Annotated in this window: 16 protein-coding genes; 5 read left to right on the top strand and 11 right to left on the bottom strand. The window is 54.2% G+C overall.

The window, feature by feature from the left end:
* Positions 1-5: 5 nt before the first annotated feature.
* Complete coding sequence (locus NMC31_RS16165; RefSeq protein ID WP_253898476.1) at positions 6-1,439, top strand: aldehyde dehydrogenase; 1,434 nt, start codon at positions 6-8, stop codon at positions 1,437-1,439.
* A gap of 18 nt (positions 1,440-1,457) precedes the next feature.
* Here NMC31_RS16165 and NMC31_RS16160 read toward each other — a convergent pair whose 3' ends face one another.
* Both NMC31_RS16160 and NMC31_RS16155 read right to left on the bottom strand, forming a co-directional pair.
* Positions 1,458-2,237, bottom strand: a complete 780-nt coding sequence (locus tag NMC31_RS16160) for an alpha/beta fold hydrolase (RefSeq protein ID WP_253898475.1) — start codon at positions 2,235-2,237, stop codon at positions 1,458-1,460.
* Between the two features lie 72 nt (positions 2,238-2,309).
* Positions 2,310-2,483: a GhoT/OrtT family toxin gene (locus NMC31_RS16155; protein ID WP_071843511.1), complete on the bottom strand. Its 174-nt coding sequence runs from the start codon at positions 2,481-2,483 to the stop codon at positions 2,310-2,312.
* A 201-nt stretch (positions 2,484-2,684) separates the two neighbouring features.
* On the opposite strand from NMC31_RS16155, the gene yncL reads away from it, so the two are divergent.
* Complete coding sequence (gene yncL, locus NMC31_RS16150) at positions 2,685-2,780, top strand: stress response membrane protein YncL (protein ID WP_015964321.1); 96 nt, start codon at positions 2,685-2,687, stop codon at positions 2,778-2,780.
* 56 nt (positions 2,781-2,836) lie between these two features.
* Here the strand turns inward: yncL and NMC31_RS16145 are convergent, their stop codons facing one another.
* The 8 genes from NMC31_RS16145 to NMC31_RS16110 form a co-directional block, all read right to left on the bottom strand.
* Positions 2,837-3,070 carry a hypothetical protein gene (locus NMC31_RS16145; RefSeq protein ID WP_253898474.1) on the bottom strand — a complete coding sequence of 78 codons (234 nt, stop codon included), beginning with the start codon at positions 3,068-3,070 and terminating at the stop codon, positions 2,837-2,839.
* 79 nt (positions 3,071-3,149) lie between these two features.
* Positions 3,150-3,323, bottom strand: coding sequence for a GhoT/OrtT family toxin (locus tag NMC31_RS16140; RefSeq protein WP_253898473.1), 174 nt, complete (start codon positions 3,321-3,323; stop codon positions 3,150-3,152).
* Between the two features lie 558 nt (positions 3,324-3,881).
* Entirely contained in the window at positions 3,882-4,271 is a 390-nt protein-coding gene (gene pcaC, locus NMC31_RS16135; RefSeq protein WP_253898472.1) for a 4-carboxymuconolactone decarboxylase, read from the bottom strand.
* Positions 4,261-5,025, bottom strand: coding sequence for a 3-oxoadipate enol-lactonase (gene pcaD, locus NMC31_RS16130; protein WP_149462580.1), 765 nt, complete (start codon positions 5,023-5,025; stop codon positions 4,261-4,263). Before pcaD ends, pcaC begins: the two co-directional genes overlap by 11 nt.
* Complete coding sequence (locus NMC31_RS16125; protein ID WP_253898471.1) at positions 5,003-6,367, bottom strand: 3-carboxy-cis,cis-muconate cycloisomerase; 1,365 nt, start codon at positions 6,365-6,367, stop codon at positions 5,003-5,005. The genes pcaD and NMC31_RS16125 overlap by 23 nt, the downstream gene beginning before the upstream one ends.
* A gap of 9 nt (positions 6,368-6,376) precedes the next feature.
* Positions 6,377-7,579, bottom strand: a complete 1,203-nt coding sequence (pcaF, locus tag NMC31_RS16120) for a 3-oxoadipyl-CoA thiolase (RefSeq protein ID WP_253898492.1) — start codon at positions 7,577-7,579, stop codon at positions 6,377-6,379.
* A gap of 9 nt (positions 7,580-7,588) precedes the next feature.
* A complete protein-coding gene (locus NMC31_RS16115; RefSeq protein ID WP_253898470.1) occupies positions 7,589-8,245 on the bottom strand; it encodes a 3-oxoacid CoA-transferase subunit B in 657 nt (218 codons plus the stop codon).
* A gap of 10 nt (positions 8,246-8,255) precedes the next feature.
* The gene (locus NMC31_RS16110) at positions 8,256-8,945 is read right to left on the bottom strand and encodes a 3-oxoacid CoA-transferase subunit A (protein WP_253898469.1); all 690 of its coding nucleotides are present in this window, start codon (positions 8,943-8,945) and stop codon (positions 8,256-8,258) included.
* Between the two features lie 167 nt (positions 8,946-9,112).
* On the opposite strand from NMC31_RS16110, the gene NMC31_RS16105 reads away from it, so the two are divergent.
* On the top strand, positions 9,113-9,919 hold the full coding sequence (locus NMC31_RS16105) for an IclR family transcriptional regulator domain-containing protein (RefSeq protein ID WP_149462584.1): 807 nt from the start codon (positions 9,113-9,115) through the stop codon (positions 9,917-9,919).
* On the opposite strand, the gene smrA is transcribed toward NMC31_RS16105, so the two are convergent.
* Entirely contained in the window at positions 9,916-10,479 is a 564-nt protein-coding gene (smrA, locus tag NMC31_RS16100) for a DNA endonuclease SmrA (protein ID WP_149462585.1), read from the bottom strand. The genes NMC31_RS16105 and smrA overlap by 4 nt on opposite strands.
* 453 nt (positions 10,480-10,932) lie before the next feature.
* Here smrA and ogt point away from each other — a divergent pair, with 453 nt between their 5' ends.
* Both ogt and fnr read left to right on the top strand, forming a co-directional pair.
* Positions 10,933-11,448 (top strand): methylated-DNA--[protein]-cysteine S-methyltransferase, encoded by a 516-nt coding sequence (gene ogt, locus NMC31_RS16095; RefSeq protein WP_253898468.1) that lies wholly within the window; start codon positions 10,933-10,935, stop codon positions 11,446-11,448.
* A gap of 194 nt (positions 11,449-11,642) precedes the next feature.
* Positions 11,643-12,395 (top strand): fumarate/nitrate reduction transcriptional regulator Fnr, encoded by a 753-nt coding sequence (gene fnr, locus NMC31_RS16090; protein WP_015964308.1) that lies wholly within the window; start codon positions 11,643-11,645, stop codon positions 12,393-12,395.
* Positions 12,396-12,417: the final 22 nt, after the last annotated feature.

The following is a 12,417-nucleotide window of genomic DNA, read 5'->3' as shown; positions in this document are numbered from 1 at the left end:
TCAACATGACAATAACCAGCCCCCTTTTTATTAACGGCGAAGCTTGCACCGCTGCGGATAACGCAACTTACACGCGACTGAACCCCGTTACCGGCGACACGGCAAGCGTGGCATCGGCAGCCTCGCAACAGGACACCGAACGCGCGGCACAATCTGCTGCCGCGGCCTTCCCTGGCTGGCGCGACACCTCGGCCGGCGAGCGCCGCCGTTTACTGCTTGCCGCCGCTGATGCGCTTGAGCATCGCCGCGAACAGTTTGTCGCTACCCTGCACGCAGAGACCGGAGCCACCGAACAGTGGGCCGGGTTTAATGTCCATTTTGGCGCGGAGATCCTGCGCGAAGCAGCAGCGCTAACGACCCAGATTGAAGGCCAGGTCATTCCCTCTAACACCCCAGGTAACATTGCGCTGGCTACGCGTCAGGGAACGGGGGTGGTACTCGGCATGGCACCGTGGAATGCGCCGGTTATTCTGGCCGCACGCGCTATCGCCACGCCGCTGGCCTGCGGGAATACAGTGATCCTTAAAGGATCTGAACTATCACCCGCCACACAGGGGTTGATCATTACCGCACTGGCTGACGCTGGAATCCCACCAGGAGTGGTGAACTACCTCACTTTCACGCCAGAATCTGCCCCCGCCTGCGTCGAACAACTTATCGCTCATCCGGCAATACGCCGCGTTAACTTCACTGGATCTACCGCCGTTGGCCGAATTATCGCGCAAACCTGTGCCCGCTATCTGAAACCCGTCGTGCTTGAACTGGGCGGCAAAGCACCGCTACTGGTTCTTGATGATGCCGATATTGAGCAGGCCGCCGCCGGAGCCACCTTTGGCGCATTTGCCAACGCCGGACAAATTTGTATGTCAACCGAGCGCATTATTGTTGATAACGCCATTGCGGCCCCGTTTATTGATGCGCTGGTCAACCGGGTAAACGGGCTCCCGAAAGGGCTGCTCGGCTCCGTGGTCGACATGAAAACGGTTGAGCGTTGCAATGCATTAATAGACGATGCGCTGGCAAAAGGTGCTCGTCTGCTTACCGGCGGCAAAGCGGATTCAACGTTGATGAAAGCAACCCTAATCGATGCCGTTACCCCGGACATGCGTTTATGGCATGAGGAATCCTTTGGCCCGGTAAAAGCCATTATTCGCGCGCGTGATATCGATGAGGCTGTCAGTATTGCTAACGATAGCCCCTACGGCCTCTCTTCTGCCGTGTACAGCCGCGATACCGCCCGCGCGTGGAATGTTGCGCAGAACCTGCAAACCGGCATTTGCCACATCAACGGGCCAACCGTTCATGATGAGGCGCAGATGCCCTTCGGCGGCTGCAAAGACTCGGGCTATGGGCGCTTTGGCGGCCGGGCAGGTATTCATGAATTTACTGAACTGCGCTGGATAACAATGCAAACCCAGCCACGGCAGTTACCTTTCTGATTATGCCCTTACTTCGGCCTACGGGCCGGAGTGTTTGTTCTGCGTCGCTGAGAAGATAGCATCCAGCGACTCCGCCAACAGGGACGGGTTTTCCCATGACATACAGTGCCCGGCATCAGGAATAATGTGCAACGGTATACCCGCAGCGGCTACTTCATCCGCATCCGAAGCGGGGAGTGAATGCGCACCATAAATTAGCGCTTTTGCGCACTTCAGCGCCAGAAAACGTGACATCCAGTCAGGCGATACACCGTCGACAAGGCTCTTCGCCGCACGCCATAACGCCCAGGGAGCCGTGTTCTGCACACAGCCGGCCCACGGCGTGGTTTCTGCCGCGACTAACCGGGTAAAACCGGTAGCAATAAATGCAGCTTCCGTCTGTTCAACAATCTTGCAGCTGAACATACCGCCTCCGGGATAAAAATTGGGCTCAGAAACCACCAGGGTACGCACCCGGTCTCCTAATAGCTGCGCCACTTCAATCGCAATGCTGCCCCCCATACTGTGGCCATAGAGATAACAGTCATCGATGTGCAAATGGGTAAGAAGCTCAGCTATAACCTGAGCCTGCGCGCTGACGCTGAACGAGTAATCCGCCGGTTTGTCACTGTAACCACTACCGGGAAGATCGATCAGCAACGCGCGACGGTTGCGGAAGGCTTCATCAGCAACAATACGGGGATATTCGTAGGAAGAAGCACAGCCGAGGCCGTGAATAAAAACGACAGGAACGCCTTGACCCGGTAAGTCATGAAAGCGAACGGTGGCACCGGCAATGATCGAGTAAAAAGACTTCATGGGTAACCTCCTGATGGATGACTGTAATTTTATACAGTACCACGCATTAGGTTACCAGCAGGTTGTCCGGAATCAGAACAATGAGAGCATCAGGGCAACGGGGAAGCTAAATGGCCAGGTCGCGCCGATCAATACGGTTGCCATCAGACGAACGGTGGGAGTTTCTTTGGTCAGGAACCAGGTGATAAAAGCACAGAGAGTCGCCATCACGGCGTAGAAAATCAGCATATTCTGGTACAGCGTCATCCAAATTGCCCACATAATAAATTAACAACCGCGCGCAATATGCTATTTTTTTTGATGTAGATCAAGTTCGACTAACGGAGTACAGACGGAGTATTTGCCGTTTCGTTCACCGCTTTATATACATAACCACCATTTAATAGTATTGCGAAACTGATAAATGCGGACTATAAATCCTCTGGTTAACTCACAAAGGGCATAATAATGGACGTCTCAAGCAAAACCGTTGTCTTGATTAATGTCGTCGCAGCAGTCGGTCTGGCTTCGTTGCTGCTCGCACGCTTTAGCTGGCTGTCTTAAGGGTTTAGCTGCAAAAAATCAAAAGCAGTGTGCTGTCTGCTTTTGATTTTTGCTGCTTAACGGACTGAAAAAGCAGAGGTATATACGGTTTTTGACGTGGATTCCAGTGCGCCATTATCCGGATTGTACTGTGGAAGAGGATTGACCTTTTCCATATCCCATACCGAGGCCACGCAAGCTGCTTCAGCGCCACCCTGTTGTGTACAATCTACCGCGCGATGAGCGGAAACATGTGTTCCAACCCCAATAACCACCATCAATGCAATGGCGCAAAATACCGTCTTATTCATAACAAATTCGAATACCAGAATTAATAACGGCGCAGATCCTCGCACGTTGTTCCTGATATGTCAAAACAGCGGTTCAAGCCTAAAAGACTGAAAATAGCAGCGCCACGGGGAAGCTCAGCGGCCAGGTTGCGCCAATGAGCAGCGCGCAAATCAGGCGAATACCTGGCTTATCGCGGGCCAGATACCAGGTTGTAACGCCACTCACGACGCCGATCGCCAGATATACCATCATCATTTTTTCAAATACCGTCATTTTTGTTCGTGCCTCCTTGCTGACTGTCGCGCGTACTATGCGTTATTCCTTCCCATCGCAACTCCTGGACGATCACAAAACCACACAGCACGTGATAACCAGGAAAAGTGCCTGATTACTGCGCAATTAAAAGAGGAGTGGCAATGATACTTAAGCTAAATATGGACATCGCGTCAGTTTTCATGGAGCATTCACAAGACTAATGAATTGCCATAGAGCAAACCTGCACCATCGCATTACGAACTGGGTTTAATGAAGTAATGATTAGCATGAGCACTCGGTTATCTGCCAACTTGCGGAGCGTCGCTCCACGTGCGTCTGGCGGAACCGGTTATTAACGTGACACATCAACGCCGAATCAGGGAACGGAGGCGGTTAAAAGCAGCATCAATAGTACTTTTACTACTGATTGTGGTTGCGGGCGTCGCGGACCATTATCTGACCATCGCCACTGATAGCAAAAGCGCCACGACGCAGCATCAATTGCACGGTCATAGCAGGGAATAATCCCCACGCCATGATAACGCCAGCCACTATGGGCTGGCTTTTTTACGCCATTTAACGAACCTGTGCGTCGAGTTCATCGAACACCTGCTGCGCCAGGTGCATCGTGGCGTTGGCCGCTGGCAAACCGCAGTAGAGGGCAGAATGCATAATCAACTCTTTAAGTTCATCACGCGTCACGCCGTTGTTGAACGCGGCGCGAAGATGCATTTTAAGCTCGGCCTCACGGTTAAGCGCAATCAGCATGGCAATGGTTATCATACTGCGTGTGTGATGATTCAGCCCTTCGCGCGTCCAGATATCACCCCATGCGTAGCGGGTAATAAAGTCCTGGAACTCACCGTTTAAGGGCTGAAGGCTCTCAAGAGAACGATTAACGTGAGCATCGCCCAGCACTTTACGCCGCACGTTCATCCCCTGGTCGTAACGTGATTTATCGTCCATTCTGCCCCCGTACAAATGCCGCCAGGGATTCTGTAAACGCCGCAGCCGCTTCGACGTTAGAGAGGTGTGATGCAGCAAGCGTGATTTCTTGTGAGCCGGAAATATGCTGATGCAGAAAATCCGCATCGGCCACGGTCGTCACCGGATCGTGCTCACCGGCGATAATCAGCATCGGCACACGAATCTCTGCCACTTCACCGCGCAAATCGGCAGCGGCCAACGCTTCACAGCATTCGGCGTAGCCTTCCGCTTCCGAGCGGGCGAGTTGATGCACCAGTTGCTCGACCGTTTCAGGTTCATGTTGGCGAAACGCGTGGGTAAACCAGCGGTCCGCTGAACCGGCCGCCACCACATCCATGCCCTCTTCCCGCACCGTACGCGCACGTGAAAGCCAGGCTGACTGTTCGCCAATTTTCGCTGCAGTATTTGCCACACTCACGGAGTAAAAACGCTCCGGCGCAAAACGCGCCAGCCAGATGCCCGTCAGCCCCCCCATTGAGATGCCGCAAAAATGGGCTTTCGCGATATTGAGATGATCGAGCAGCGATATCACGTCTTCGCCCAGTTGCGCGAGGGTCACTTTCCCGCGTTTTGTCGTCTGACCGTGACCGTGTGTATCGTAACGCAGCACGCGAAACTGTTGTGTTAATGCGGCGAGCTGCGGCTCCCACATAGAAAGCGAGGTACCCAGGGAGTTGGAAAGGACAATCACAGGCGCATCTTGTGGCCCGTCAATTTGATAGTGAATGTTCATGATACTGCTCCTTGTAACGCGCCAGCACCTGGCGCACAAAATGGTCACTGCTGCCCAGCGCAGTGGCCGGGTCAAGCAGTTGCGCCAGCGTTGACGCAGAGAGGTGTTGGCTTATCAGTGGGTCATTTTGTAATAGCTCAATCAGCGATTGATGCCGATCGATAGCCTGATGACAATGCTTTTCAACTAGATGATGCGCATCGGCTTTACCCATAAATTCAGCCAGCGCCAGTGTGACGACTTCCGCCATAATCAGGCCATGGGTGATGTCAAGGTCGGCACGCATTTTGTCTGCATTGACCTGCATCCCGCGCAACAGGTAATCGCTTTGCGCCATCACCCCACCCGCTAGTGAAATGAGTTCAGGAAGCACTTCCCACTCCGCCTGCCAGCCGCCGAGCGCACGTTCATGCTGCTGAATCTGGCTGGCATAGAGCGTCGCCATCAGACCCGGTGTGCGCTGCGCCGCCGTCAGGATCGCCGCACAGCTTACCGGGTTGCGTTTATGTGGCATCGCCGATGAGCCGCCGCGCCCTTCAGCAATGGGCTCGCTCACTTCTGCCACTTCAGTCTGCATTAATAAAGAGAAATCGTTAGCGAATTTTGCCAGCGTGCCGCAAAGCCCGGCGTACCATGCACCGACTTCCAACAATCTGTCGCGCTGGCTGTGCCACGGGGTGTCGGCAAGCGCCAAATCCAGTGTTTGCGCCAGCGCGTCGCCCACCTGTGGCCCCGCGGCGTTTAGCGATGCGAGCGTTCCCGCCGCACCGCCAAGCTGAAGGACCAGTACACGTGGTCGGAGCTGAGTTAATCTTTCCTGCCAGCGCAATAGCGCATCAAGGGTTCCGGCGAGCTTCAGCCCGAAAGTGATGGGAAGCGCGTGCTGCATCCAGGTGCGCCCTGGCATAATCGTGGTGCGATGGCGCTCGACCTGCTGCGCCAGAATGGCGATAAGCGCCGCGAGATCGTGGTCGGTTTGCGTTAACGCCGCACGTAATTGCAGCACCAGCCCGGTGTCAATGGCATCCTGACTGGTTGCCCCCCAGTGCACATAGCGAGCCGCATCGACGTCCTGCGTCTTCACCTTCTGAGTGAGTTGTTTAACCAGGGGAATCGCCAGATTTCCGGCATTGGCAGCAGCAGCAGCCAGCGACGGAAAGTCGATGTTGTGGAAGTGACAGGCAGTAACGATAGGTGCTACTGCAGAAGCCGGAATCACACCGCACCGGGCCTGAGCCCGCGCCAGCGCGGCCTCAAACTCCAGCATCCCCTGCACCACCTGTTCATCGCTGAAAAGACACGTTATCGCGCCTGAGCGCAATAACGGGGTCAACAAACTCATTCCTGCTCCTTAAACGCGTTCAATGATCAGCGCAATCCCCTGACCGACACCAATACACATGGTGCACAGTGCGTAGCGCCCACCGGTACGACGCAACTGATACGCCGCAGTCATCGCCAAACGACCGCCAGATGCGCCCAGCGGGTGACCAAGCGCAATCGCGCCGCCATGCGGGTTAACGTGTGGCGCATCGTCCGGTAAACCCAGATCGCGCAGTACCGCCAGGGCCTGTGCGGCAAAAGCTTCATTCAGTTCTATCACATCCATCTGGTCAAGCGTTAACCCGGTTTGTGCGAGAACTTTACGCACCGCCGGAGCCGGGCCAAAGCCCATGATCCGTGGCGCGACGCCTGCCGTTGCCACGCCAACCACGCGAGCCAGTGGCTGTAAATCGTTCTGCGCCAGCGCCTGTTCGCTTGCCAGCAGCAGTGCACAGGCTCCGTCATTGACCCCGGAGGCATTCCCCGCCGTCACCGTACCGTCTGCGCGAACCACGCCTTTCAGTTTTGTCAGCGCCTCCAGTGAAGTACTGCGCGGATGTTCATCCTGGGTAAAACTCAGCGGCTCGCCTTTGCGCTGTGGAATGGAAACCGCAATGAGTTCGTCGGTAAAGATACCGTTCGCCTGTGACTGTGCGGTGCGCAACTGGCTGCGTAACGCGAAGGCGTCCTGATCGGCACGAGATATACCAAACTCCGTCGCCACGTTTTCCGCCGTCTCCGGCATCGAATCCACGCCGTAAAGCGCTTTCATCTGAGCATTAATGAAGCGCCAGCCAATTGTGGTATCTTCCATTTTCATGCTGCGGCTGAACGCGCTTTCCGCCTTGCCCATTACGAAAGGCGCGCGCGACATGCTTTCTACACCCCCTGCGATCATTAGCTGCGTTTCACCACTTTTAATGGCGCGCGCCGCCACACCAATGGCGTCAAGGCTTGAGCCACACAAACGGTTAATCGTGCTGCCCGGCACTGTTTCGGGATAACCGGCCAGCAATAACGCCATTCGCGCTACGTTGCGGTTATCTTCCCCCGCCTGGTTAGCACAGCCGTAAATCACATCGTCGATACGTGCCGGGTCGAGGCCACGGTTGCGTTCCAGCAGGGCTTTTAGTGGTAATGCGCCAAGATCGTCCGCACGAACGCTGGCTAACGTACCACCGAAACGACCAAACGGTGTGCGCACCGCATCGCAGATAAATGCTTGATTCATCATAGTTCCTTACGCGGTTTCCGCCACTTGTTGGTTAATCAGTTTGACCGGGGTGACGCGCTGCAGCTCGTCAAAAGAGAGGTCATTGAAAATTTCTCGTACCACCGGGCCTTTTGCGGTGATATCGATGACCGCGAGGTCGGTATAAATGCGGCTGACGCAACCAACACCGGTTAGCGGATAAGTACAGTGCTGTACCAGTTTGCACTCACCTTCGCGCGTGAGGTGATCCATCATGACGAAGACCTGACGCGCACCGATAGCCAGATCCATCGCCCCCCCTACCGCCGGAATGGCATCCGGAGCGCCGGTGCTCCAGTTCGCGAGGTCTCCGCTGGCCGAAACCTGATACGCGCCAAGTACGCAAATATCCAGATGCCCACCGCGCATCATGGCAAACGAGTCGCCGTGATGGAAAAAGCAGCCGCCCTGCAAAAGCGTGACATACTCTTTGCCCGCATTAATCAACTCAGGATCTTCTTCACCCGGCTGCGGTTTTGGCCCCATGCCCAGCAGGCCATTTTCGCTGTGCAGGAAAATTTCTATATCTGCCGGCAGATAGTTGGCGATACGCGTTGGCAGGCCAATACCGAGATTCACGTAAGCCCCTTCCGGGATATCCTGAGCGACGCGTTTCGCCATATCGTCACGAGACAATTTTTGCATTGAAGGCTCCTTATGCGCGCTGCGCGTGGGTGGTAAGATTTTCCAGCGAGAAGACGCGCTGAACAAAAATCCCCGGGGTGATAATGTTTTCCGGGTCCAGTTCACCGAGCGTGACCAGATTCGATACTTCCACCACGGTGGTTTTGGCCGCCGTCGCCATAATTGGCCCGAAATTCCGCGCCGCTTTGCGATACACCAGATTGCCCCAGCGATCCGCCTGATGCGCTTTTATCAGCGCATAGTCCGCTTTAATCGGATATTCCAGCACGTAGTGGCGCCCATCGATTTCACGCGTTTCTTTGCCTTCGGCCAGCGGTGTGCCATAACCGGTTGGGGTAAACACCGCCCCCAGACCGGAACCTGCAGCCTGAATGCGCGCCGCCAGATTGCCTTGCGGCACCAGCTCCAGTTCCACTTTGCCACGGCGATAAAGGTCATCGAAAATCTGCGAATCGACCTGGCGCGGAAATGAGCAGATCATTTTGCGTACACGGCCCGCTTTGAGCAGCGCCGCGAGGCCAATTTCACCGTTACCCGCGTTGTTGTTGATGATGGTCAGGTCGCGCGCGCCCTGTTCAATTAACGCGTCTATCAGGTAAGTCGGTTGTCCGGCGGGGCCAAAACCGCCAATCATGATGGTCGCCCCATCGGGGATCCCCGCCACGGCATCGATCAGTGTCGATACACTTTTATCAATCATCAGGTTGCTCCTTGATGTGCGGTTATCGCACTTGTATTCGTTGTTCGAACAAAATGTGACCCGCTTAACGATGTCGGTCAAGGGCGATAATCGAAATATGGTGCGATAATCGAACATCATGTATCTTTAGCGAAAGAATGTGATCGATGGCAAATACGGAGAGAAAAATGGAGAAACATCCAGACGATATTCTGACGGGCGATAGCGATCCGTTTAAGGGCGATCCGAATTTTATGGCGTCGCTGGCACGCGGCCTGGAAGTGATTCAGGCTTTTACCCCGCAGCGGCGTTTGATGTCCATTTCCCAGATTAGCCAGAAAACCGGCATTCCACGCGCCGCCGTGCGTCGTTGTTTGTATACATTGGGTAAGCTGGGGTTTGTCTATGCCGAAGATGGCAAAAACTTTCAGCTGCGTCCGCGAATTTTGTCGCTCGGCCACGCCTGGCTGGCCTCGACACCGCTGGCACGTTCAGCGCAGCCGGTGCTGAAACACTTGAGCGACATGCTCAATGAATCATGCTCCATTGCCACGCTGGACGGTGACGACATCCTTTATATCGCCAGGGCATCCAGTTCGCGCATCATGACGATTGATCTGGATATCGGCAGCCGCCTGCCCGCCTGGTCTACATCAATGGGGCGCGTGCTATTAAGCTACCAGCCCGAAGAGAAACTCAATGATATGCTGGCGCGAGTCACTATGATCCGCTATACACAGCAGACGATTTCCTCAGTGAGTAAGTTGAAAAGCGAGCTAAAACGGGTGCGCCAGCAGGGATACGCACTGAACGATCAGGAGCTGGAAATGGGGCTACGTTCGCTGGCGGTGCCACTGTTCAACCCACAAGGCCAGGTAGAAGCCGCGCTGAATGTCGGCGTGCACGCCGGACAGGTGTCAGCGGAGGAGTTATTGTCGCGCATTCTGCCGGAGCTGCAAAAAGCCGCGACAGAACTCTCCTTGCTGCTACGCTAACGGCTGCGTTTGGCGTGGCGCTCCCAGTTGTCCTGTTTCGCGGCTTCCGATTTACGCAGCGCCACATAGCACGCCCCGCTGCCGCCATGATGCGGCAGTGCGCTACAGAAGGCCTGGACGTCATCAAATTCCGTCAGCCAGCGCGCCAGATAGCTACGCACAATATTGGCGTGTGAGTTTTCTTCCTTGCCTTTACCGTGAATAATCAACAGATTACGTAGCCCCTCTTTTTGCGCTGCCAGAATAAACGCGTAAAGGTTCTGCCGGCACTGCTCTACCGGTTGGCGCAGCAGATTAAGGCTCGCTTGTTGGCTGTATTTGCCCTGGCGGAGTTTGTCGAGTACGCCAATTTGTAGCCCTTCGCGTTTGAATTCCAGCGGCGTGGAGAGCGGGACGATGTCAAGAAAGCCGGTCGTCAGAAAGTTATCAAGTTGCAGAGTATCAATGCGCTGTGGCGCTCGTGCATTGCGGGCAGGTTGCCAGTGTACATCCTGTGCGCGTTTCAGCGGCTGGACATCCTCCATGGCGTCAAGAAACAACGATTTGTCGTCAAGGTTCATGAGAATCTCCCAGTTTGCATCGGACGCCCTACTATAGCGATGCAGAACACGCCTCTCAATGCGTTTTGCCGTCATGAAGGTTCGGGAGCGTTTAAGTGATGATACGTTGACTGATCCGTCGAAATATCCAGCGCGGCTAAAGGAATACTTTAATGATGCTAATGTTTTGTTTTTGTTGCATATGTGTGAATAAAATCACTCTAAATTAGCTCGCAATTGAGAAAAAAAACGCTATAACTAGATTATCTGCAATACGGATAAAAATGCGGAGACCGGTTGGAGACACCCGGCTGTTTACTGTGGGGTTCGAGGATGTCATCGAATCCCTGTTTTTCTTCCCCGCCCTTAGCCCCCCAACCTTTCCTGGCAATTGACAATTCAGAGGTATACCTCTCGTTCAGACCACATGATATTGTGGACTCAACTTATGCTTTAACAACAGGCAGATACCCTATGCTAACCTTGCTTGAAGATAAAATCGCCACACCGCTTGGGCCACTGTGGGTCCTCTGTGACGAAACATTTCACCTGCGTGCCATTGAGTGGGAAGAACACAGCGATCGCATGGAGCAGTTGCTCGACATTCACTATCGCGCCGAAGGCTACACGCGAATTGCGGCGCAAAACCCCGGCGGGATGAGTCGTAAACTGGCAGACTATTTTGAGGGTGACCTGAGCGTCATCGAAACCTTACCCACTGCCACAGCAGGAACCGCATTTCAGCACGAAGTGTGGCAGGCGCTACGCAGCATCCCATGCGGCCAGGTTATGCACTATGGTCAACTGGCGGAGCAGTTAGGACGTCCGGGCGCGGCCCGGGCGGTAGGTGCCGCCAATGGGTCGAATCCGGTCAGTATTGTGGTTCCCTGCCATCGGGTGATTGGGCGAAACGGCACCATGACCGGATATGCGGGGGGGGTTCAGCGTAAAGAGTGGCTTTTGCGCCACGAAGGCTATCTCCTTCTTTGATCTTCTGTGCCGTTTTCAGGAAGCATTAATTGCATAAGAGCCTAAAAGCTCCAAATAACATACTAATTATCAATAAGATAAAATGCGTAAACTATTTACCTTTTTAATATTGGGTGAATCAGGACTTCGCCACTTACCTGCTCACCAAAAAGATGTTAAAATTGACCAATATCAATTACGGCTTGAGCAGACTTATGATCCCGGAAAAGCGAATTATACGACGCATTCAATCTGGCGGTTGTGCTATCCACTGTCAGGATTGCAGCATCAGCCAGCTTTGCATCCCGTTCACTCTTAATGAACATGAGCTTGATCAGCTGGATAATATTATCGAGCGTAAAAAGCCCATCCAGAAGGGTCAGACCCTGTTCAAAGCGGGTGACGAGCTGAAGTCTCTGTACGCGATCCGTTCAGGCACGATCAAGAGCTACACCATCACCGAACAAGGTGATGAGCAGATTACTGGTTTCCATCTTGCGGGCGATCTGGTTGGTTTCGACGCCATTGGTACCGGGCATCACCCAAGTTTTGCCCAGGCGCTGGAAACGTCAATGGTCTGCGAGATTCCGTTTGAGACGCTTGACGATCTTTCCGGGAAAATGCCGAACCTGCGTCAACAGATGATGCGTTTAATGAGCGGCGAGATCAAAGGCGATCAAGACATGATTCTGCTGCTTTCCAAAAAGAATGCAGAAGAGCGCCTGGCGGCGTTTATCTATAACCTTTCTCGCCGTTTTGCACAGCGTGGTTTTTCTCCGCGAGAATTCCGTCTGACCATGACGCGTGGTGATATCGGTAACTATCTTGGTCTGACCGTTGAAACTATCAGCCGTCTGCTGGGTCGTTTCCAGAAAAGCGGTATGCTGGCGGTAAAAGGGAAATACATCACCATTGAGAACAGCGATGCGCTGGCGGTTCTCGCGGGGCACACACGTAACGTCGCCTGATGTGTTTTGTTTTACGCATTAA

The organism is Pseudocitrobacter vendiensis, from assembly GCF_943590815.1.
GTDB lineage: Bacteria > Pseudomonadota > Gammaproteobacteria > Enterobacterales > Enterobacteriaceae > Pseudocitrobacter > Pseudocitrobacter vendiensis.
This window is presented reverse-complemented; position numbering and strand designations above follow the sequence as displayed.

Excerpts from the sequence above, each read along its gene's own strand:
- NMC31_RS16165 (WP_253898476.1), top strand. The coding sequence starts at position 6 with ATGACAATAACCAGCCCCCTTTTTATTAACGGCGAAGCTTGCACCGCT.
- NMC31_RS16160 (WP_253898475.1), bottom strand. The coding sequence starts at position 2,237 with ATGAAGTCTTTTTACTCGATCATTGCCGGTGCCACCGTTCGCTTTCAT.
- NMC31_RS16155 (WP_071843511.1), bottom strand. The coding sequence starts at position 2,483 with ATGACGCTGTACCAGAATATGCTGATTTTCTACGCCGTGATGGCGACT.
- yncL (WP_015964321.1), top strand. The coding sequence starts at position 2,685 with ATGGACGTCTCAAGCAAAACCGTTGTCTTGATTAATGTCGTCGCAGCA.
- NMC31_RS16145 (WP_253898474.1), bottom strand. The coding sequence starts at position 3,070 with ATGAATAAGACGGTATTTTGCGCCATTGCATTGATGGTGGTTATTGGG.
- NMC31_RS16140 (WP_253898473.1), bottom strand. The coding sequence starts at position 3,323 with ATGACGGTATTTGAAAAAATGATGATGGTATATCTGGCGATCGGCGTC.
- pcaC (WP_253898472.1), bottom strand. The coding sequence starts at position 4,271 with ATGGACGATAAATCACGTTACGACCAGGGGATGAACGTGCGGCGTAAA.
- pcaD (WP_149462580.1), bottom strand. The coding sequence starts at position 5,025 with ATGAACATTCACTATCAAATTGACGGGCCACAAGATGCGCCTGTGATT.
- NMC31_RS16125 (WP_253898471.1), bottom strand. The coding sequence starts at position 6,367 with ATGAGTTTGTTGACCCCGTTATTGCGCTCAGGCGCGATAACGTGTCTT.
- pcaF (WP_253898492.1), bottom strand. The coding sequence starts at position 7,579 with ATGAATCAAGCATTTATCTGCGATGCGGTGCGCACACCGTTTGGTCGT.
- NMC31_RS16115 (WP_253898470.1), bottom strand. The coding sequence starts at position 8,245 with ATGCAAAAATTGTCTCGTGACGATATGGCGAAACGCGTCGCTCAGGAT.
- NMC31_RS16110 (WP_253898469.1), bottom strand. The coding sequence starts at position 8,945 with ATGATTGATAAAAGTGTATCGACACTGATCGATGCCGTGGCGGGGATC.
- NMC31_RS16105 (WP_149462584.1), top strand. The coding sequence starts at position 9,113 with ATGGAGAAACATCCAGACGATATTCTGACGGGCGATAGCGATCCGTTT.
- smrA (WP_149462585.1), bottom strand. The coding sequence starts at position 10,479 with ATGAACCTTGACGACAAATCGTTGTTTCTTGACGCCATGGAGGATGTC.
- ogt (WP_253898468.1), top strand. The coding sequence starts at position 10,933 with ATGCTAACCTTGCTTGAAGATAAAATCGCCACACCGCTTGGGCCACTG.
- fnr (WP_015964308.1), top strand. The coding sequence starts at position 11,643 with ATGATCCCGGAAAAGCGAATTATACGACGCATTCAATCTGGCGGTTGT.